This is a genomic window from Frondihabitans sp. PhB161 (genome assembly GCF_003814635.1).
GTDB lineage: Bacteria > Actinomycetota > Actinomycetes > Actinomycetales > Microbacteriaceae > Frondihabitans.
Genome location: NZ_RKQW01000001.1, coordinates 1,262,359 through 1,280,829, shown reverse-complemented (window position 1 = coordinate 1,280,829; position 18,471 = coordinate 1,262,359). Strand labels below are relative to the sequence as shown.

Sequence of the window (18,471 nt, the reverse complement as noted above, 5' to 3'; positions counted from 1 at the left end):
CATGCCGAGTGCCGCCAAATGCCGCGCGGCACGGGCTCGCCGATGCATTGGGCGGCACTCGCGGCCGCGCGTCGATCGGCCGGGCCACCGAGTGCCGCCGAATGCCGCGGCGCGCGGTAACGGCGCGAGAAAAGGCGGCACTCGCGGCCAGAACGGCAGAGCGACGCACCCCGCGCGACAGAACGTCGATTCCCGCCGGCGCAGGGGCCCGGCACCATGGCCCGATGACGACGACGAACGACGCGCTCCTCCGCACCGACAGCGACTTCACCCCGCTCGAGGCCGCCGGTCGCGATCACCTGTGGATGCACTTCTCGCGAATGGCGCCGTTCCAGTCGAAGCCGATGCGGGTGATCGACCATGCCGAAGGAATGTACCTGTGGGACGATCGCGGCCAGCGGATCCTCGACGGTCTTGCCGGCCTCTTCGTCGTCCAGGCCGGCCACGGCCGCCACGAACTCGCCGAAGCCGCCGCCGAGCAGGCCAAGAAGCTCGCCTACTTTCCGGTGTGGGGCCATGCGAACCGGCCCGTGATCGAACTGGCGGAGCGTCTCGCGACGTACGCACCGGGATCCTTGAATCGGGTCTTCTTCACGTCGGGCGGCGGCGAAGCCGTCGAGAGCGCGTGGAAGGTCGCGAAGCAGTACTTCAAGCTGACCGGCAAGCCGCAGAAGCACAAGGTCATCTCGCGGATGGCCGCGTACCACGGCACCACGCAGGGAGCGCTGGCGATCACCGGCCTCCCCGCGATGAAGCAGGCGTTCGAGCCGTTGACACCGGGCGGATTCCGCGTGCCGAACACCGACTTCTACCGCGCCACCGACGAGTGGAACGGCGACGAACGAGCCTTCGGACTCTGGGCGGCCAACCGCATCGAGGAGGCGATCCTGTTCGAAGGCGCCGACACCGTGGCGGCCGTCGTGCTCGAGCCGGTGCAGAACTCGGGAGGCTGCTACACGCCGCCGCCCGGATACTTCGCTCGTGTCCGCGAGATCTGCGACAAGTACGACGTTCTGCTGGTCTCCGACGAGGTCATCTGCGCGTTCGGACGCCACGGCACCATGTTCGCCTGCGAGAAGTTCGGCTACGAGCCCGACATCATCACCTGCGCGAAGGGCATGTCGTCGGGCTACGGGCCGATCGGCGCGATGATCGCCAACGAGCGCGTGATGGAGCCCTTCTTGCACGGCACCGACTTCTTCCCGCACGGCTACACCTTTGGTGGGCACCCGGTCTCGGCGGCCGTCTCACTGGCCAACCTCGACCTCTTCGAGCGCGAGGGCCTCAACCAGCGCGTGCTCGACACCGAGGGTGCCTTCGGGGCCACACTGTCGAAGCTGCTCGACCTCGACATCGTCGGCGACGTGCGCGGTGACGGCTACTTCTGGGCCATCGAACTGGTCAAAGACAAAGGATCCAAGACGACGTTCGATGCGGCCGAACGCGAGCTCCTCATCAAGCAGTTCTTACCCGGCGCGCTGATGGAGAACGGCCTTTACTGCCGGCCCGACGACCGCGCGAACCCGGTGATCCAGCTCGCGCCGCCCCTCATCGCCGGTCAGGCCGAGTTCGACGAGATGGAGCAGATCCTCCGGGCGACGCTGCTGGAGGCCGCCCGACTGGTGTGAGGGTGCGTGCTCGCGGGGGTGTCGCCGCCGAGGTCGCGTGAATCGGCCAGTGTCACAGCGCCGCGGCGCGCGAGGACGGCCGATTCGCACGATGTCGCCGTGCTCCCGTCGCGCTAGCCGGCCCAGCTATGCGGGGTCGGCCGGATTCGAGTCGGTGCCGAGCCGCCGAAGCAACTCGATGAGCTGCGCGCGATCCTGGCGGGTCAGCGGCGCGAGCTTCACCTCTTCTTCGGCGACGAGCTGCAGCATTGCCTGGTCGACCATCTCGCGACCGGGATCGGTCATGTGCACGAGTACGCCGCGGCCGTCGTCGGGGTTCTTGCGGCGCTCGACGAGCCCTCGCTCTTCGAGTAGGTCGAGCCGATTGGTCAGCGTGCCGCTCGTCACCATCGTGATGCGGACGAGCTGGGCGGGGCTGAGCTCAAAGGGCTCGCCGGCGCGGCGCAGGGCGGCGAGCACGTCGAACTCCCAGATGGCGAGGCCAGCGCTCTTGAACGCGGCGGCTCGAACGGTGTTGAGGTTCAGCGCCACACGGCGGAGGCGCGACATCACGTCGAGGGGCGAGAAGTCGGTCTCGGGAAGCTGACCGGCCCACGCATCGATCAGAAGATCGACCTCGTCACTGCGTTCGGATGACATGGCTCCGAGACTACTCAGTGCTTACTCGGAAGCCGCCCAGCAACGAACGGCTTCCCTTCAGGGACCGTTCGACAGGGTCCGCACGTAAGGGGAGAAGTCGGAGCTGTCCCCCCTCCCTCACTCGCGCGATTGTTTTCGGTGACCGCGCGGTAGCAGGAGCTTGTAGGCCGCATAGGCAAACGCGGCCAGCGCGGTCATTGTCGCGACTCCGAAAATGATGTCTGAGGATGTTGGCACGAGAGGGTTCACACACCCATGATAGCCCCGGAATCCGACAGACGGAATGATTTGTCTAGCATGTCGGATTCTGGCTATGTTGATCGCATGAGACCCAAATCGCTGGTTCGACCGTCACTCCCAGTCACAGCCCTTACAGGTGCGCTCGTCTTCGCTTGCCTCGGCACATCCCCAGCCCAGGCGGCGACCGCACCTCGAGAAGCATCCGAAATGAGTGTGGTTCAAGACCTTGCGTCCCGACTCGCCGGGGGCGACGAAGAGGCCCACCGAGATCTCGAGCGCCTCAACTCGATGACCAGTGCCGAGACAAAGCGGCTTGGACTGTTCCTCACCGGCGAAAGCGCTACGGACTACGCCCGCCCTGACGGCGAGACGACCCTTTCGCGAGACGGTCGGTCAATTCACAAGCTCGGCGATGCCGAGTGGGTCTCAGAGACTTCCGAAACCACGACTCGAACCACTGATTCGACGCGCGTGGCCAAGTACAACGTTCACAGCTCGGCCGATGAGACTTTCAAGTTTGCGGGCATATCTCTGACCAAGACCCGGGTCTGGGGTGACTACGTGACCGGTTCCGGAAAGGTGTTGAAGACGACCGGTAAGGGATCACAAGTGCTCCACAACTATCAACCTCTCACCGAGATTTCAACCTTCGACTATGCACCTTTGCTTTCTGGCGGAAAGGCTCTGTTTCGAGCGAAAATCTCCGTCCGCCGAGGGCCCGCGCCATGGCTAGGTGGGAGCTGGTCCACGAAGGAGGGCATCCAGTACTTCCGGGCAAACGGACCGGGGATCTACGCGCACGGGTGGATGTAACACGGCCGGGAGGACCCCGTAAAGGTTCCCTCCCGCGGCACACACCAGAAGCCGCCCAGCAACTGCGGTAACGAGACCGAAACACGCGTCGGCGAGAATCGTCAGCATGTCTCCAGAAGAGACGCGGACCGCCACTGCGCCACAAGCGCCCCCGGCCACTCCCGTCACCGTGTCCATCACCCGTATCGTCCAGCCGGATCGGATTCCCGAAGCCACCGGCTGGGTGCAGGCCGGGGTGAATCTCGCCAATCGCTATCCGGGATTCCTCGGATCGGGGTGGGTGCGTTCGCACGGCACCAGCGACGAGTGGCACATGCTGTATCGCTTCGCGGATCCCGATCTCCTCGACCGATGGGAATCCTCGCCCGAGCGGACCGCCTGGCTCGCCGAGGGCCGCGACCTCGTCGTCGAGTCACGCATCGAGAAGCGGACGGGCATCGAGGGGTGGTTTGACTCGCACGAGAACGGGGCCATGGGCGCCGGGTCGGATTCGGATGCCAGCGCGGTGCCGCCGCCACGCTGGAAGCAGGCGACGAGCATCTGGGTCGGCTTCTTCCCGGTCAACCTGCTCTTCACCTACCTGACCACGCTGCTCATCCCGGGCTGGGCGTCACTGCCGATCCTGCCGAAGGTGCTGATCACGACGCTGACGCTGACGCCGATCATGGCGTACTGGGTGCTGCCGCTGGCGACGCGGCTCCTGAGGCCCTGGCTGAACGCGCCGCGCTGACGGCTCCGGCGCGCTGACGGGCGCGCGGCCTGGGCAGCCCCGGCGGCTCGGGTGGCCCAGGCGCCAATTTGATAGCGATCCCGGTGCCCCGCCCCATTTTTCGGCGCCGCTGCCTGGACCGCCCACCGAATCGCTCGCAAATTCGCGGCGCCGCGGCCGAATTCGCACCCGCACGCGCGAGGATGAGGCATGACCGACGCCGCTCTCACCGTCACCCGCCTCCGAGCCGCGTTCGACGCGGGCCGCACCAAGCCGCTCGCCTGGCGCACGGCTCAGCTGACGGCGCTGCGCGCGTTGCTCGTCGACCACTCCGCCGACCTCGAGCAGGCGCTGTTCGACGACCTGCACAAGAACGCCGACGAGGCGCGCCTCACCGAGATCGACATCGTCGTGGCCGAGATCGACCATGCGCTGGGTCATCTGCGCGAGTGGTTGCTGCCGAAGCGCAGCCCGGTGCCGCTTCTCATCGCGCCGGCGACCGCGCGGATCGTCCGCGAGCCGCTCGGGGTCGTCCTGATCATCGCGCCGTGGAACTACCCGGTGCAGCTCCTCCTCGACCCACTGGTGGGGGCACTCGCGGCCGGAAACTCGGTCGTGCTGAAGCCGAGCGAGTTGGCGCCGGCCACCTCGGCGACTCTCGCCCGTCTTGTCGGTGAGCACTTGGATCCTGAAGCCGTTGCCGTGATCGAGGGCGGTGCCGACGCGACGACGAAGCTGCTCGAACAGCGGTTCGACCACATCTTCTTCACCGGGGGTGAGCGCGTCGGGCGGATCGTCGCCAGGGCCGCGGCCGAGCAGCTGACACCGGTCACGCTCGAACTCGGGGGCAAGTCGCCGGTGTGGATCGACGACACGGTCGACCTGCACGTCGCCGCGAAACGCATCGCCTGGGGCAAGTTCATGAACGCGGGGCAGACCTGCGTCGCGCCCGACTACATCCTGACGACTCCCGCGCTCGCGCCCCGGCTCATCGAGGCTGTCGCGCAGGCGATCCACGGTTTCTACGGCGACGATCCGGCCGTCAGCCATAGCTACGGTCGCATCGTCTCGGACGCCCAGTTCGACAGGCTCGTCGCGCTGCTCCCGGAGAGCGGCCCCGACGGAGAGCCGACAGGCGGTGCGGTGCTCGGCGGCCGGCACCATCGCGCGACCCGGTACCTCGAGCCGACCATCCTCTCGGGCGTGGGTCTCGACGACGAGATCATGCAGAACGAGATCTTCGGGCCGATCCTGCCGATCGTCGAGGTGCGCGACCTCGACGAGGCGATCCTCGTCATCCGGTCGCGTCCGAAGCCGCTCGCCCTCTACGCGTTCACCGAGTCGGAGGAGGCGAGGCGCAGGATCCTAGAAGACACGTCGTCAGGAGCCGTCTCGTTCGGCGCTCCCTCGGCGCACCTGTCGGTCGCCGGTCTGCCGTTCGGCGGCGTCGGCACCAGCGGCATGGGCGCCTATCACGGCGAGCGCGGTCTGCTGACGTTCAGCCACGAGAAAGCCGTGCTGTCGAAGCCGCTGCACCCCGACACTCTGCGCATCGCGTACCCGCCGTTCACGCGGGGCAAGGACGCGTTCGTGCGCGGCGTGCTGGGGCGGCTGCGCTGACTCCGCCCGGCCCGCTTCCGAATTTGAAGGAGAAACGCGCGGCCGGCGACGAAGCCATGCGGATCGGGCGGGGTCGACGTCGCGGATCTCCTTCCAATTTGCAAAGAGGGCCGGGAGCCGAGCGACGTAACGTCCCGCCGACTCGTGGTAACTATTAGGGGTGACGACCCGACGCCTCCGAAGGAATCTGCCATGACCGTATTCGAAGGCGCCCGACGCGGCGACGGCCACAGCCGCGAAGACGTGCGGGGCGCGGTCGACGCGTCTCTGCGCGAAGACGTCAGCTACCTCGGCAACCTGCTCGGCCGCGTGCTCACCGAGTCGGGTGGCGCCGATCTGCTCGCCGACGTCGAGCGCGTCCGCCGCTCCGTGATCGCCGCCTACGAGGGTGACGCCGATGCTTCGGTCGAGGCCGCGCAGCAGCACATCGACAGCCTCGATCAGGAGCGCGCCGAAGAGGTCGCTCGCGCGTTCACCTGCTACTTCCACCTGTCGAACCTCGCCGAAGAGCACCACCGCGTGCGCGTTCTGCGCCGCCGCGGGTCGACCGCCGGGTCGGCCTCCGATTCGCTCACCGCGACCCTCGACCTGCTGACCGACGAGGTCGGAGCCGATCAGGCCGCCGAGCGCCTGCAGAACCTTCGCTTCCAGCCTGTGCTGACCGCTCACCCGACCGAGGCCCGCCGCCGCGCCGTCGCTTCGGGCATCCGCCGCATCAGCGACCTGCTCGAGGCGCGCGACCGGAGCGAGAACGACGTCGAGACCGCTGCCGTCGAGCGCCGGCTGCTCGAAGAGATCGACACTCTGTGGCGCACCTCGCCGATCCGGACGACCCGGCCGACCCCGCTCGACGAGGTCCGCACGGCGATGAACATCTTCGACCAGACCCTGTTCGAGGTCGTGCCGCGCGTCTACCGCCTGCTCGACGATCGTCTGCAGGGGCCCGACGCCGGGGCCAAGCCGCCCGTCGCCCCCGCGTTCCTCCGCCTCTCGAGCTGGATCGGCGGCGACCGCGACGGCAACCCGCACGTGACCGCCGACGTGACGCGCCAGGCCGCCGAGATCGCTGCCGAGCACGTGCTCCTCGGCCTCTACCGCGCCGCGTCGCGCATCGGCGGCACTCTCACGCTCGACGAGGACGACACCCCGCCCAGCGCAGGCCTCACAGCTCTCTCCGACGCGCAGTACGCCCTCGACCCCGACCTCGCCGGACGCATCGGGCTCCGCTCGCCGCAAGAGACCCACCGCCGCGTGCTCCTCTTCATCTCGGCGCGCATCGAGGCCACCCGCCGCGGCGACGCCCTTGGCTACTCCTCCCCCGACGTGCTGCTCGACGAGCTGCGCACCATCCAGTTGTCTCTCCGCGACGCCGGGGCCCATCGTGCTGCCTACGGCGAGCTGCAGGGGCTCATCTGGCAGGTCGAGACGTTCGGCTTCCACCTCGCCGAACTCGAGGTGCGCCAGCACTCGCAGGTACACCGCAACGCCCTCGCCGAGGTGCGGGCGGGCGGCGAGCTCAGCCCGATGACCGTCGAGGTGCTCGAGGTCTTCCGCACGATCGCCTCGCTGCAGAAGCGCTACGGGCACCGCGCGGCCGCCCGCTACATCGTGTCGTTCACGCAGTCGTCCGCCGACATCGAGAACGTGTTCGCGCTGGCGGAGATCGCTTCAGGATCCGGCGAAGCCGGACCCGTGCTCGACGTGATCCCGCTGTTCGAGACGTTCGCCGACCTGTCGGCGAGCACTCGGATCCTGAGCGAGGCTCTCGCGAGCGAGCCCTACCAGGCACGCCTCGAAGCCACGGGCCGCAAAGTCGAGGTCATGCTCGGCTACTCCGACTCGTCGAAAGACGTCGGGCCCGTGTCGGCGACCTTCGCCCTCTACGACGCGCAGGCGCGGATCGCCGACTGGGCCGAGTCCAACGACATCGAGCTGACGCTGTTCCACGGACGCGGCGGTGCAATGGGCCGAGGCGGCGGGCCGGCGAACGAGGCCGTCATGGCTCAGCCCCCCGGATCGGTCGACGGTCGCTTCAAGATCACCGAGCAGGGCGAGGTCATCTTCGCCCAGTACGGCGACAAGACGATCGCCGCGCGCCACATCGAGCAGATGGCGGCCGCGACGTTGATGGCGTCGAGCCCGTCGAACGAGAAGCTCAACGCCGACGCGGCTGCCCGCTACGGGTCGCTCGCCGAGCAGATGGACGCGGCATCGCGCGAGCGCTTCTTCGCCCTCATCAAGGCCGACGGATTCGCGAAGTGGTTCGCCGCCGTCACCCCGATGGAAGAGATCGGCCTGCTCGCGCTCGGCTCCCGCCCGGCCCGCCGCGGCCTGTCGGTCGAGTCGCTCGAAGACCTCCGGGCGATCCCGTGGGTGTTCTCGTGGTCGCAGGCCCGGATCAACCTGGCCGGCTGGTACGGCCTCGGGTCAGCGCTCGAGTCGATCGGCGACGTCGACGTGCTCCGCGACGCGTTCGCCAACTGGCCGCTGTTCGCCGCCATGATCAAGAACGTCGAGATGTCGCTCGCGAAGACCGACGAGACGATTGCGCGCCAGTATCTGGCTCTCGCCGACCGCGCCGACCTCACGGACGCCGTGATGGACGAGATGACGCTGACCCGCGACTGGGTCATCAAGATCAGTGGATCGACGGATGTGCTCGGCGGTCGACCTGTGCTCAGTCGCGCTGTCCGCCTCCGCAGCCCCTACGTCGATGCTCTGTCGCTGTTGCAGCTTCGTGCGTTGCGCGGCATCCGTCGATCGGTGGAGAAGGATCCGGCTGACGCCGACCACCGCCTGCTGCTGCTGACGGTCAATGGCATCGCCGCCGGCCTCCAGAACACCGGCTGATTCTTTCGTGTGCGACGCGGCCCGCGGTGCCGGACCTCCGCTGTGTCCGTGGGATTGCGTTGCGACCACGGTGCCGGACCTCGGACAGGCCTCGGTCGCCCGGCACAGTGGCCGCAACGCAATGCGCTCCGGTCGCCCGGCACTGCGGGCCGCGCCGCGCCAGTTCTTTCGGCCGCCCCGCGCTTAAACGAACACAGCTCAGGATCCGAGTGTGGTTGGCTCGGATCCTGCGCTTCTTGTCGTTCTACCTGCGGCCGAGGCGACGCTCGCCGCCGGAACCCGTCTGGTACGGCACCTCGTAGTACGTGTAGATCGCGGGCTCGTCGGCTGCCTGGAGCTCGCCGTCGGTCGCGATGAACGGTGCGTCTTTGATCTTCTTCTTGCCGTATTCCACCTTGAGGTGCTTCGGCGCGACGGTGGCGCCCTGAAGCGGGACGAAGACGAGCTTCTTACCGCCGAGCACACCGGTTTCGACCGTGGCGAATGCCGGCTGGTCGGTGGAGGTGTCGAAGTACAGGCTCTCGAGCGTGCCGACTTTGTCGCCGCTCTGGTCGACGACCGGCAGGCCGATCCAATCGCGCAGGTTCTCCGGTTCGAACACAGGTGCCTCCTTGTGGCGGGTCGGTGCCTCCGACCTCTGAGACAACGGTAGTCGGCTAGGCCGTGGCCTGTTCCCGCGCCGGAGTGGCGTGGCGCTGGGCGGCGCGGCGAGATGGCCCTAACTACGCCCAACAGGGCCCGAAGCCGGAGATTCGGCCATCTCGCACCGCCCGAGAGCGAAAGCGCGCGCCGAGATCGCACTTGCGGTCGGTTCAGGACGACCACAAGTGCGATCTCGGCGAGACCGTCAGGCGCAGGCCCCCAGATCAGTTACGAGTGACGCGGTAGATGCCGTAGATGACGCCGGGAACGTGACCGAGAAGCTGCAGCAGGAACGCCCAGAGCACTTTGATGCTGGGGCCGTCGACCAGGAGCACCGCGATGAACGGGAAGAAGAAGCAAAGGACGATGAGAAGGATCTTGCGCACGGAGTGCCTGCTTTCTGAAGAGAGATCGGCTAATTGTTGCCGGTGAACTGACCGATGAGCTGCTGGATGAACGGAATGACATCCTGCACCTGGTCGACGCTGGCGAAGGCCGTGGCGACCAGGGGCCAGAGCGAACCGACGAGAGTCGCGATGATGGCTGCGACGGCGGTGATCCAGGCCAGCGCCCCGATGCGGGCGACGAATGTCAGCACGAGGAATCCGAGCCCGACGAGGTAGCTGATCACGATCGCAGCGGTGATCGCCCCGACGGGAACGCGTAGGGCTCCGAACGTCGTGGCGTCAGCCGCCCCGATCAGACCGAGAACGGGAAGAAGGATCCCGGCAACGATCACCACAGACACGATCACGCCGGTGATCAGCGCTGCCCAGACCGCGCGGGGCCGGCGTCGCTGCCCCTCGCTGAACGAGCGGGTCTTCACGCCCGCGTCTCGTCACTGGCGGAAGTCGCCTTCGCGTCGAGCTGCACTCGGGGCGCGTCGGCCTGAGCATCGATCTCGGCGAGCTTCTCGTCCGCCTTCGCATCGAGTTCGTCGAGCTTCTCGTCGGCTTTCTCGTCGAGTTCGTCGAGTTTCTCGTCCGCCTTCGCCTCGAGCTCGTCGAGGGTTGAGACGGCCTCCGGGGTCGAGACGGCACTCGGGGTCGAGACGGCATCAGCACCGGAGCGGTCGTCCGCAGCCGCCGCCACCTCGTCGGCCGTGGCTTCCGCCTTGGCCTGGAAGTCGGCTACGCGCTCGTCGGCCTTTGCGGAGAAGTCGGCGACCTTGTCGTCAGCCTGCGCCTTGAGCTCGCTGGCTTTCGCGCCGGCCTGCTCGACGAGGTCGGCGGCTCCGTTCCGCAGCTCGCCGATCTTCGTGTCGGCCTGCGCCCGGAAGTCGCCGACCTTGGCGTCGGCATCGGCCTTGAGATCGCCGGCCTGCGCCTGCAGCTCGCCCGCCTTCTCGCCGGCCTTGTCTTTCAACTCGCCCGCCTTGTCCCTGGCCTTGTCTCTCAGTTCGCCCGCCTTGTCGCCGGCCTGCTCGGCGAGATCGCCGGCCTTGTCTTTCAAATCGCCCGCCTTCTCACCGGCACGGTCGATGGCGTCCAGAACCGCAGGATCCTTGTCGTACGGCCCGTGAATGTCGGTCACCGTGATGTTGATCACGACGCTGCCTGAGACGAGCTGCGTCGCCGCCCGGCTCACCTGGTCGCGCGTGGTCTCGACGACCTTGTCGACGGGGTGGGGGTACTCGACGACGAGGTCGAGGTCGACCGTGGTGACGCCGTCCTCGTCGGAGACCGTCACGCCCGGTGCACTCGATGTGCCGCGGATCTGCCGGCTGGCTCGGTCGAGCGTTCGGGCGGCGAGGCCTCCGAGGTGGTGCACGCCGGTCACTCCGGAGGCGGTCTCGGCCACCGTCGTGCTGAGCAGCTGGGCCGGGCTCTCGTCGGCACCGTGGGTGGCGTCGATTCCAGTGAGGTCGACTGGAGAGGGCTGAGGACGGGTGGCGTCTCCCATGACGGTGTCGGACATTCGGTTCTCCTTCGGTGAAGCGGAATAGCAGGATGGGACTCGGCGGGTGAGGGCCTAGTCGGTGAGAGCCAGGGCGCGGGTTCGCGACAGCTGGCGGTGGAGGATCCCGGCGATCGCGGCGCCGACGAGCGGAGCGACGAGGAAGACCCAGAGCTGCGAGAGCGCGGTGAGCCCGCCGTACAGTGCGGCGGCGATGGAACGGGCCGGGTTTACAGACGTGTTGCTGATGGGAATGCTGATCAGGTGGATCAGGGTGAGCGTCAGGCCGATTCCGAGCGGGGCGACAGCCTTGTATTCGGGCTTGGCGGTGATCGAAAGGATCAATGCCACGAAGACGCCCGTGAGGATGACCTCGGTGAGGAAGACCGCTCCGAGCCCGAAGCCTCCGGGTGAGGCGTCTCCGAACCCGTTCGACGCGAATCCACTGTCGCGGGCCGCGGCGAAGTAGTTTCCGGGGCCGGCCGCGGCGATGACGGCGAGCGCGCTGGAAGCCGCCGCACCGCCGACGATCTGGGCGACGACGTATCCGGGCACGTGACGCCACTCTGTGCGACCGGCGATGGCCAGACCGACCGTGACGGCGGGGTTGAAATGCCCGCCCGAGATGTGACCGACGGCGTAGATGCCGGCCATGACCGTCAGCCCGAAGGCCAGCGCGACGCCGACGAAACCCACACCGAGCGTGTTGGCGCTGGTGGGGAACGCGGAGGCGTACAGGGCCGTGCCGACACCGCCGAAGACCAGCAGGAATGTGCCGAAGACCTCGGCGAGGAGCCGGGAGGTGGCGGGGTAAGTCTGTGCCTTCTGACCGCGCTGTTCGGCGGTGGACCGGCTGACAGGACGCTTGCCTGTGCTCATGAGAAACCTTTGGTGACGTGGTGAGTAGAGAGAGGGGCCCGGAGTACCCGAGCCCCTCTCGACGGAGACCCGAGATCAGACGACGCGAGCGGTTCCGCTCATCTGGGCACGGAAACCGCCGACGATCTGCACGACGATCGGCGTCTGAGTGCCGAGGAGGGCATCCCACTCGGCAACCGCCTTGTCGACGGTGGCGCCGATGTCGACGGGCGAGACGCCGCGGCGGGTCTGCACGGTGACGCGAAGCACACTCTGCTTCTTGACCTCGAATGCGGTGACGTCGACCGAGATGATTCCGGGATCGCGGGTGAGGCTCTCTTCGAGAACCTGCTCGGCCACCTTGGCGTCGACACTCAGGCTGCCGCCGGTCGTCTTGTCGCGACCCTCGCCGCTGTCGACGGTGAGGAGCGTGTTCGTGCGGCCGTGCCCCTGACGGAAGATGAACCAGAGAAGCAGCACGATCAGCACGAGGGCTGCGGCCGCCACGACCCAGAGGATCCAGGGCTGGCCACCCGAGAGGGCATCGGACGTCGGCCCTACGGCATCGTCGGCACCCTGCGACACCGGCTTCTGCACGTCGGGCAGGAGGACACCGACGGCGACTGCGCCGCCGGCGAGGAGGAGCACGAGCCCGATCACGAAGACGAGGGCGCGGTTGAGGAAGCGATTCGTGTTGGTCATCAGCTCAGGGTTCCCTTCTCGGAGACGCGAACCCGAGAGCGGAGGCTCGGGCTGTAGTCGTACGACTTCAGCTCGTCGTTCACGGCCTCCTCGATGCTGCGGACGTCCGCAGTACGGCCCGACGTCGGTGTGACGTCGACGTCGACGGTGCGCTTGCCGACGGTGACCTTCACCTGGTCGGGATCGATGTCTCCGGCGTAGGCACCGGTCTGGGCCACGCTCTGCGCGATGACCCGATCGTCGACCAGCGATGCAATGCGCTCGGAGACCGAACCTCGACGCCCTTTTCGCCCGGGAGCGAGCGAGACGACGATGAGAACGAGTCCGATCACGGCGACAACGGCGCCTCCGGCGGTGAGGAGGCCGACCGGGCCACTCACGGCGCCGAGCACAGCGACTACGGCGTCTTTCGGCGAGACGAGGAGTGCCGGCTGGCCCAGAGCGGCCAACACGGATTCCACGCCAAACCAGGCGAACACCACGATCAGAAGGACGGCCAGTGCGATGGCGATGCCCGATCGGGAGGAATGGGCCTCACGGCGAACAACTCGCCGGTAGATCGCCGGGCTGGTCATGAGACCCTCTTTCGTTCTCGGAGTTCGACACCCGTGATTCGGAGGTCGACCCGCCCGACGGAGGAGCCGGTGAGCTCCAGGCATCGGTTGCGGATGGTGGTCTGGGCCGCGGTCAGACGCTCGAGCAGTGTTCCGTTCGAGCGACGCCCGACGACGCCGAGGGGGCTGATGTGGATGGGTGTCTTGGCGATCACGGTGAGCGAGCCGTTGTCGTCGGTGAGTTCCACCGAGACGTCGGACGCACTGACGCTGAGAGCGTCCGCGGTGACGGCCGACACGACCCGACGCACAGCGCGCGACGTGATCTTCGTACGACCGTGGAGGCCGGAGGTGGCCGGCACAGCGTCGGCCATCACCGCCGCGGTCACGAGGACCGCCGCCCGCGGAGCGTGTCGGAAAGAGACTTCACGTCGAGCTTGCCCTCGACGACCCGTCCGACACCCCAGCCGATCACGATGGCGACAGCCACCAGGATCATCGCCCAGAAGCCGAACGCGACTGCTGCCAGTGCCAGGACGGCACCGATCAGCATTCCTTTGGTGGTCGGGGTCACTTGACGCGGCTCTCGGTCTCGTCGTTGTTGTCGTCGTCGTCGGACGGAATGTAGACGTCGGAGACGGTGACGTTGACCTCGGTGACCTCCATGCCGACGACCGTCGAGATGGCCTCGGTCACGCTGGCGCGGACGCTGTCGGCGAGCTTCTGAAGCTCGACGGGGTACTCGGCGACGACGATGATGTCGGCGGCAACCTGCTTCTCGCCGACCTCGACCTTGATGCCCTGGCCGCGGTCCTGCTGGTTGATGGCGCTGCGGATGGCGCCGATGGCACGGGCTGCTCCGTTGCCGAGGTCGTGCACGCCGGGAACCTCGCGGGCAGCGATGCCGGCGACCTTCTCGACGACACCCTCGGCGATGGTGTTCTTGCCGGTGGCGGCGTGCGCTCCGGCCGAGTTCTTGGCGACGGTCGAGCTGGAAGTGGGGGTGACGTTCGTCATTTTTCTCTCCATTAGCTGGTGGTGGTGCTCCCCGGGGTCCCGGTGAGCGAGGCCCGAAGTCATCAGGCACATCATTCAGACGCATGCACCCGAACGCGCGTCATGCTCGTCCAGGCGATCATCAGATTGTGTTCAGTTGGTGGCGCTTTCCGGCTAGCGATCGGGGCTCGATGTACCCCTAACGCCGGAGCGTTTCGTTCGGTTTTTCCCCGAAGCGCTGTTGGTACGCGGTGGCGAATCGACCGAGGTTTCCGAACCCCCACGCCCGTGCCAGGTCGTTGACGGTGGCAGTCTTCGGGGTGTGCTCGAGAAGGTCTCGCCGCACACGGTCGAGCCGGATCCTGCGCAGGTATTCGGTCGGTGACAGTTCGAGGTGCCGCTGGAAGGCGTTCTGTAGCGACCGGGTATGGAGGCCCACATTCGCCGCGGCATCCGCGGGCGTGATGGGCAGATGGGCGTTGTTGTGCAGGAACTCCACGGCGGCCCGGACCCGCGTGAGGCGAGGCACGAGGAACGCGTCGGGCACGTGCTGCGTGTGCCACGGGAAGACGTCGAGCAGAGTGCGAGCCAGCTGCAGATTCGTCTCCATCCGCACCAGGCGCGTGGCTGCGGCGTCGGTCAACACGGGGGTGGCCGCGGTGACGGCCCGTCGCCACGTGGCGACGGCATCGTCGGGCAGGGGCGTGCCGTATCGGAAGACGAGCGGCTGAACGTCTCCACCGTGGCGCTCCGAAGCGACGCCGTCGAGGAAGGGCCCGGAAATCTGCACGAGGTTCTGCCGACTGGGCTGGGCCTCGAAGACGAAGGGGACCGTCGTCGGCAGGAGCACGGGTTGCCCCTCCGTCAACGCGAACGGGGTGTCGCCCACGGTCAGGGTGGCCGCGCCCTCGCGGAGCCAGGTGACCACGTAGTCGTCGAGCTTCGACACCTCGCTGGTCATCGTGCCGGTGACGCTCGCCATGCGGAGGGTGATGTGGGCATCGCCCGACGAGGCGAATCGAAACTGGAACGGACGCGACGAGGGCACACTGCGAACCCGAGCACCGCCGTAGAAGCGCTCCATCAGACGGGCGGCCTCCTCGCGACTCCGACCGGACATCTCCCGGTGGACGAACGGCGCGCCCCCCTCGGCGAGGACCGGATCGGGGTCGCCACCGTCGGTCGCAAGGTTCGTCGTGCCTGGCAGACGTGCTGCGGGATCCTCGATGCGCTGCGAAACGACGTCGTCATCGGCATCGGGCGCCGAGGGCAGGATGGTGCTCACTTCTCTCCTTCTGTCGATCGCATCGCGATCGGAGTCGGACGGAGACCACGAGGGTTCCGCCACTATGGAGACGTGTGCCGACGCGTGGATGTCACGAATTCGCATGGAAGTATTTCGGAGAGACACGTTTCGAGGATGGCTCGGTTTCGCGGCCCAGTACGCGGGTAGAACGACCGGTACGCCCACCGGTAGCTCCACGCACCGTCGCGAATGGGCCATCAACTGGCGGGCCGTATGAACGAAGTGGTATTCAGGAGAAGCAGACCGTAGCCACACGCACAAGATCGAGCAGGGAGGACGTCATCGACGATCACGCCCAGCTCTCCGCCGCCGCCGACGCGACGCTCGCGGCACGAGCGACCGACGGCGACGTCCAGTCGTTCGAGGTGCTTGCGCGGCGTCACGGGCCGCTCATGCGGGTGTACTCCGCAAAACTTCTGGGCTCCGATGTCGAATCGGACGACGTCGTCCAAGAGGCGTTCCTCACCGGTTGGCGACAGATCTCCGAGCTCGACAGCCCGGCGCACATCCGCAACTGGCTGATGCGCATCGTCACGCGCAAAGCCATCGACCGCATTCGAGTCAGGCGCGAGCACGACGACATCGACGATTGGGATCCGCCCGCGCCCGCGACGACCAATCCCGAGCGGATCGTCGAGACTCGCCTGCAACTCGACGCGGTATCGGAGGCACTCGACCGGTTGCCAGCCGACCAGCGACGGTGTTGGCTGTTACGTGAGACCGCCGGCTACAGCTACCAGGATATCGCCGACGCTCTCGAACTCCCGATTCCTACCGTCCGCGGCCTCCTGGCCCGGGCACGCCGATACGTGCTCCACGAAATGGAGGCATGGCGATGACACCCGACGACCGTGCCGCTCCCGACGACGGTGCCGTTCCTGCCACCCCAGCCAACCCCGACGACCTGCCCGTCTCCGCCGCCGACGACCTCGACGGCTACACGATGGAAGAGCTCGGCGACTACCTCGACCGAGGCCGGACCCCGTACGACCCCGGAATCGAGAACTCCGCCTCGTGCCGCCTCGCGCTCAGCGGAATGACACGCATGCGCGAGCTTTCGCAGACCGTGCTCGTCCGCGAATCCCGTGCCATGCCGGGTCGTGACGACACCTGGATCTCCGGGCTCCTCGACACGATCAAAGCCGAGATCACTTCGGGTCGGGACATCCCCGTGAGCCACTCGGATCCTGCGCTTCGACTCGCTCTGACCGAGGCGGCCGTGCGCGGAATGATCCGGCGAGCCGGCGACACGATGGGTGGCCTCATCATGGGCCGGTGCATTCTCGACGGCGACGTGACCACCCCCGGCGAGCCGATTCGCGTCGATGTCACCGCGAGCCTCGAGTTCGGTCTCTCGCTCGCCGACACGGCCGCGAAGCTCCGCGAGCGCATCGGCTACGCCCTCGCCCGCCATACCGAACTCGTGGTGAGCACGATCGACGTGACGATCGACGACATCTACACGACTGAAGGGCCGCGGTCATGAGCGACGAAATCGAGCTCGCACGCGGAAACGATGCCGCGCTCTCCGGAGACGATGACACCGCGCTCTCCGGGCAGGACGACACCGCGCTCTCCCGCGAGCTCACCGCCGCGATTCGCTCCACCGAGGGAGTCACGGGCGTCTATCCCGCGCAACCGAGCGTCGAGGCGGCCGTCGATGCCGTCGCCGTGCGGCTCGCCCTCCGGCAACCCGACGTCCTCGTCGACATCGATCGCGCCGACGGCTTCACGACCGTGAGCGCTCACATCGCGACCAGCGCGGCCGTGCCCGCCACCGAGACCCTGCGAGCGGTCGGCGAGCTCATCCGAAGCACACTGGGCGAAGCGGGGCCCCTCGCCATCAACGTCAAGGTGCGACTCATCGACGACACCGGTCGGCCCGCCTCGAAGTAGACGCTGAGCTGATCGGTTCGACCTACCGCTGGTCGGCTGCGATCAGGGTCGAGATGTCGCCTTGCACCCGGGCAAAGAGTTCGCGTGCCTTGTCGGCCGTGATCACTCCGCGGTCGAGCGCGTCGACGACGCCGAAGATGCGAAGCCGCAGCTCGGCGCGGTTCATGAACGAGACGCCAGCCGACGAATCGAGCTGGGCGAGGAGGCTCAGCCGCGTGGAGATGATGGATGCCTCGAGGACTGCACGCGTCATGAGAATCTCTCCGCGGGCTCCGTGCCCACTGGGTTCGGTTGTCGCGAGGGCGGTTGACTCCTCGCGGGATGCCATCGACGTGCAGACAGCAAACGCACTACTGCGGAAGGCCTCCCCGGGGAGCGGTCAGCAGCGTCTTCGATGTCCGAGCCGAACACGGCTGAGATTACGCTCGTGCGCTCGTCTGCGCCAGAGCGTAGAGGATTCGCACAGGCGCGGCGCGAGTATTACGAGTGGGCCATCGACCGGAGGTCAGCAGCGATCAGCGTCTCAGCCGCTCGGCGAGCCTGCCCCGCTGCCGTGCTTTCGCCGCTGATCGCCGCGGTCGTCTGAGCCCCTTCGGCGAGGATCGCCAGCTGGGCCGCGAGCTCGGGCCCTCCCCCGGCGTCGGACACGAGCCGCGCGACGTAATCCTGAAACAACCTCTTGTGCACGCGCGCCGCGTTCGCGACGCCCGGCGACACGGCTCCGAGCTCGCCGAACGCGTTGATGAACCCGCAGCCGCGAAACGAGTCGGTGTCGAACCAGTCGAGTAGGTAGTCGAACACGGCCAGCACGCGGCCCTCGGGCACTTTCTCTCCGTCGACCGCAGCCTCGAGCCCCGTGGTCCATCGCTCGTGCCGGCGCACCAACACCGCGAGGACGATCGACTCCTTCGACGGAAAAAGACTGTAGAGACGCTTCAACGACACCTCGGCCGCCTGCCGCAGATCATCCATTCCGACCGCCTGAATGCTGCGTGCGTAATAGAGCTCGTCGGCCGTGGCGACGATCCGATCGCGAATTTCGTCTTCCGTCATGAGACCAGTCTACTTGCGCGAGAACGATCGTTCCCTTATCGTTTTGTCTACCAAGAGAACGATCGTTCT

The 18,471-nt window shown here is 67.3% G+C and carries 22 protein-coding genes; 8 read left to right on the top strand and 14 right to left on the bottom strand.

The genetic code is table 11. The annotated features are described in order from the left end of the window. The first annotated feature begins 224 nt into the window (after positions 1-224). Positions 225-1,628, top strand: coding sequence for an aspartate aminotransferase family protein (locus EDF39_RS06200; RefSeq protein ID WP_123941369.1), 1,404 nt, complete (start codon positions 225-227; stop codon positions 1,626-1,628). A gap of 126 nt (positions 1,629-1,754) precedes the next feature. Here the strand turns inward: EDF39_RS06200 and EDF39_RS06195 are convergent, their stop codons facing one another. Continuing rightward, positions 1,755-2,267 carry a MarR family winged helix-turn-helix transcriptional regulator gene (locus EDF39_RS06195; protein ID WP_123941367.1) on the bottom strand — a complete coding sequence of 171 codons (513 nt, stop codon included), beginning with the start codon at positions 2,265-2,267 and terminating at the stop codon, positions 1,755-1,757. Between the two features lie 447 nt (positions 2,268-2,714). On the opposite strand from EDF39_RS06195, the gene EDF39_RS06190 reads away from it, so the two are divergent. From EDF39_RS06190 to EDF39_RS06175, 4 genes are all read left to right on the top strand, one after another. Further along, the gene (locus EDF39_RS06190) at positions 2,715-3,320 is read left to right on the top strand and encodes a hypothetical protein (RefSeq protein ID WP_123941365.1); all 606 of its coding nucleotides are present in this window, start codon (positions 2,715-2,717) and stop codon (positions 3,318-3,320) included. A gap of 106 nt (positions 3,321-3,426) precedes the next feature. Beyond that, positions 3,427-4,050 (top strand): antibiotic biosynthesis monooxygenase, encoded by a 624-nt coding sequence (locus tag EDF39_RS06185; protein ID WP_123941363.1) that lies wholly within the window; start codon positions 3,427-3,429, stop codon positions 4,048-4,050. A gap of 189 nt (positions 4,051-4,239) precedes the next feature. Then, on the top strand, positions 4,240-5,649 hold the full coding sequence (locus EDF39_RS06180; protein WP_123941362.1) for an aldehyde dehydrogenase family protein: 1,410 nt from the start codon (positions 4,240-4,242) through the stop codon (positions 5,647-5,649). 192 nt (positions 5,650-5,841) lie between these two features. Then, positions 5,842-8,499 (top strand): phosphoenolpyruvate carboxylase, encoded by a 2,658-nt coding sequence (locus EDF39_RS06175; protein ID WP_123941360.1) that lies wholly within the window; start codon positions 5,842-5,844, stop codon positions 8,497-8,499. A 244-nt stretch (positions 8,500-8,743) separates the two neighbouring features. Here EDF39_RS06175 and EDF39_RS06170 read toward each other — a convergent pair whose 3' ends face one another. The 11 genes from EDF39_RS06170 to EDF39_RS06120 all read right to left on the bottom strand — a co-directional run bounded on the left by EDF39_RS06170 (position 8,744) and on the right by EDF39_RS06120 (position 15,432). Continuing rightward, on the bottom strand, positions 8,744-9,100 hold the full coding sequence (locus EDF39_RS06170) for a PRC-barrel domain-containing protein (RefSeq protein WP_123941358.1): 357 nt from the start codon (positions 9,098-9,100) through the stop codon (positions 8,744-8,746). A 265-nt stretch (positions 9,101-9,365) separates the two neighbouring features. Further along, complete coding sequence (locus EDF39_RS06165; protein ID WP_194601749.1) at positions 9,366-9,527, bottom strand: YqaE/Pmp3 family membrane protein; 162 nt, start codon at positions 9,525-9,527, stop codon at positions 9,366-9,368. Between the two features lie 29 nt (positions 9,528-9,556). After that, positions 9,557-9,967: a hypothetical protein gene (locus EDF39_RS06160; protein WP_123941356.1), complete on the bottom strand. Its 411-nt coding sequence runs from the start codon at positions 9,965-9,967 to the stop codon at positions 9,557-9,559. Beyond that, the gene (locus tag EDF39_RS06155; protein ID WP_123941354.1) at positions 9,964-11,058 is read right to left on the bottom strand and encodes an Asp23/Gls24 family envelope stress response protein; all 1,095 of its coding nucleotides are present in this window, start codon (positions 11,056-11,058) and stop codon (positions 9,964-9,966) included. The genes EDF39_RS06160 and EDF39_RS06155 overlap by 4 nt, the downstream gene beginning before the upstream one ends. 54 nt (positions 11,059-11,112) lie before the next feature. Further along, positions 11,113-11,916 carry an aquaporin Z gene (gene aqpZ / locus EDF39_RS06150; protein ID WP_123941352.1) on the bottom strand — a complete coding sequence of 268 codons (804 nt, stop codon included), beginning with the start codon at positions 11,914-11,916 and terminating at the stop codon, positions 11,113-11,115. Positions 11,917-11,991: 75 nt separating this feature from the next. Continuing rightward, on the bottom strand, positions 11,992-12,597 hold the full coding sequence (locus EDF39_RS06145; RefSeq protein ID WP_123941350.1) for a hypothetical protein: 606 nt from the start codon (positions 12,595-12,597) through the stop codon (positions 11,992-11,994). Continuing rightward, positions 12,597-13,172 (bottom strand): DUF6286 domain-containing protein, encoded by a 576-nt coding sequence (locus tag EDF39_RS06140; RefSeq protein ID WP_123941348.1) that lies wholly within the window; start codon positions 13,170-13,172, stop codon positions 12,597-12,599. Before EDF39_RS06140 ends, EDF39_RS06145 begins: the two co-directional genes overlap by 1 nt. Beyond that, complete coding sequence (locus EDF39_RS06135; protein WP_055960354.1) at positions 13,169-13,540, bottom strand: hypothetical protein; 372 nt, start codon at positions 13,538-13,540, stop codon at positions 13,169-13,171. Before EDF39_RS06135 ends, EDF39_RS06140 begins: the two co-directional genes overlap by 4 nt. Beyond that, positions 13,537-13,725: a DUF2273 domain-containing protein gene (locus EDF39_RS06130; protein WP_055960357.1), complete on the bottom strand. Its 189-nt coding sequence runs from the start codon at positions 13,723-13,725 to the stop codon at positions 13,537-13,539. Before EDF39_RS06130 ends, EDF39_RS06135 begins: the two co-directional genes overlap by 4 nt. Next, the gene (locus EDF39_RS06125; RefSeq protein WP_055960360.1) at positions 13,722-14,168 is read right to left on the bottom strand and encodes an Asp23/Gls24 family envelope stress response protein; all 447 of its coding nucleotides are present in this window, start codon (positions 14,166-14,168) and stop codon (positions 13,722-13,724) included. The genes EDF39_RS06130 and EDF39_RS06125 overlap by 4 nt, the downstream gene beginning before the upstream one ends. Positions 14,169-14,346: 178 nt before the next feature. Next, positions 14,347-15,432: a helix-turn-helix domain-containing protein gene (locus EDF39_RS06120; protein WP_158613169.1), complete on the bottom strand. Its 1,086-nt coding sequence runs from the start codon at positions 15,430-15,432 to the stop codon at positions 14,347-14,349. A gap of 302 nt (positions 15,433-15,734) precedes the next feature. Here EDF39_RS06120 and EDF39_RS06115 point away from each other — a divergent pair, with 302 nt between their 5' ends. From EDF39_RS06115 to EDF39_RS06105, 3 genes are read left to right on the top strand one after another with little or no spacing between them, the layout of a single operon-like run. After that, on the top strand, positions 15,735-16,292 hold the full coding sequence (locus tag EDF39_RS06115; RefSeq protein ID WP_370275171.1) for an RNA polymerase sigma factor: 558 nt from the start codon (positions 15,735-15,737) through the stop codon (positions 16,290-16,292). Then, positions 16,283-16,939: an Asp23/Gls24 family envelope stress response protein gene (locus tag EDF39_RS06110; RefSeq protein WP_123957796.1), complete on the top strand. Its 657-nt coding sequence runs from the start codon at positions 16,283-16,285 to the stop codon at positions 16,937-16,939. Before EDF39_RS06115 ends, EDF39_RS06110 begins: the two co-directional genes overlap by 10 nt. Continuing rightward, positions 16,936-17,349, top strand: coding sequence for a hypothetical protein (locus tag EDF39_RS06105; protein ID WP_123941342.1), 414 nt, complete (start codon positions 16,936-16,938; stop codon positions 17,347-17,349). The genes EDF39_RS06110 and EDF39_RS06105 overlap by 4 nt, the downstream gene beginning before the upstream one ends. Positions 17,350-17,371: 22 nt before the next feature. Here the strand turns inward: EDF39_RS06105 and EDF39_RS06100 are convergent, their stop codons facing one another. Next, complete coding sequence (locus EDF39_RS06100; RefSeq protein WP_123941340.1) at positions 17,372-17,602, bottom strand: hypothetical protein; 231 nt, start codon at positions 17,600-17,602, stop codon at positions 17,372-17,374. Positions 17,603-17,829: 227 nt separating this feature from the next. Continuing rightward, on the bottom strand, positions 17,830-18,402 hold the full coding sequence (locus EDF39_RS06095) for a TetR/AcrR family transcriptional regulator (RefSeq protein ID WP_123941338.1): 573 nt from the start codon (positions 18,400-18,402) through the stop codon (positions 17,830-17,832). Between the last annotated feature and the right edge of the window lie 69 nt (positions 18,403-18,471).

Coding starts and splice junctions, on each gene's coding strand:
- EDF39_RS06200 (WP_123941369.1), top strand. CDS start 225: ATGACGACGACGAACGACGCGCTCCTCCGCACCGACAGCGACTTCACC.
- EDF39_RS06195 (WP_123941367.1), bottom strand. CDS start 2,267: ATGTCATCCGAACGCAGTGACGAGGTCGATCTTCTGATCGATGCGTGG.
- EDF39_RS06190 (WP_123941365.1), top strand. CDS start 2,715: ATGAGTGTGGTTCAAGACCTTGCGTCCCGACTCGCCGGGGGCGACGAA.
- EDF39_RS06185 (WP_123941363.1), top strand. CDS start 3,427: ATGTCTCCAGAAGAGACGCGGACCGCCACTGCGCCACAAGCGCCCCCG.
- EDF39_RS06180 (WP_123941362.1), top strand. CDS start 4,240: ATGACCGACGCCGCTCTCACCGTCACCCGCCTCCGAGCCGCGTTCGAC.
- EDF39_RS06175 (WP_123941360.1), top strand. CDS start 5,842: ATGACCGTATTCGAAGGCGCCCGACGCGGCGACGGCCACAGCCGCGAA.
- EDF39_RS06155 (WP_123941354.1), bottom strand. CDS start 11,058: ATGTCCGACACCGTCATGGGAGACGCCACCCGTCCTCAGCCCTCTCCA.
- aqpZ (WP_123941352.1), bottom strand. CDS start 11,916: ATGAGCACAGGCAAGCGTCCTGTCAGCCGGTCCACCGCCGAACAGCGC.
- EDF39_RS06145 (WP_123941350.1), bottom strand. CDS start 12,597: ATGACCAACACGAATCGCTTCCTCAACCGCGCCCTCGTCTTCGTGATC.
- EDF39_RS06140 (WP_123941348.1), bottom strand. CDS start 13,172: ATGACCAGCCCGGCGATCTACCGGCGAGTTGTTCGCCGTGAGGCCCAT.
- EDF39_RS06125 (WP_055960360.1), bottom strand. CDS start 14,168: ATGACGAACGTCACCCCCACTTCCAGCTCGACCGTCGCCAAGAACTCG.
- EDF39_RS06110 (WP_123957796.1), top strand. CDS start 16,283: ATGGCGATGACACCCGACGACCGTGCCGCTCCCGACGACGGTGCCGTT.
- EDF39_RS06105 (WP_123941342.1), top strand. CDS start 16,936: ATGAGCGACGAAATCGAGCTCGCACGCGGAAACGATGCCGCGCTCTCC.
- EDF39_RS06100 (WP_123941340.1), bottom strand. CDS start 17,602: ATGACGCGTGCAGTCCTCGAGGCATCCATCATCTCCACGCGGCTGAGC.
- EDF39_RS06095 (WP_123941338.1), bottom strand. CDS start 18,402: ATGACGGAAGACGAAATTCGCGATCGGATCGTCGCCACGGCCGACGAG.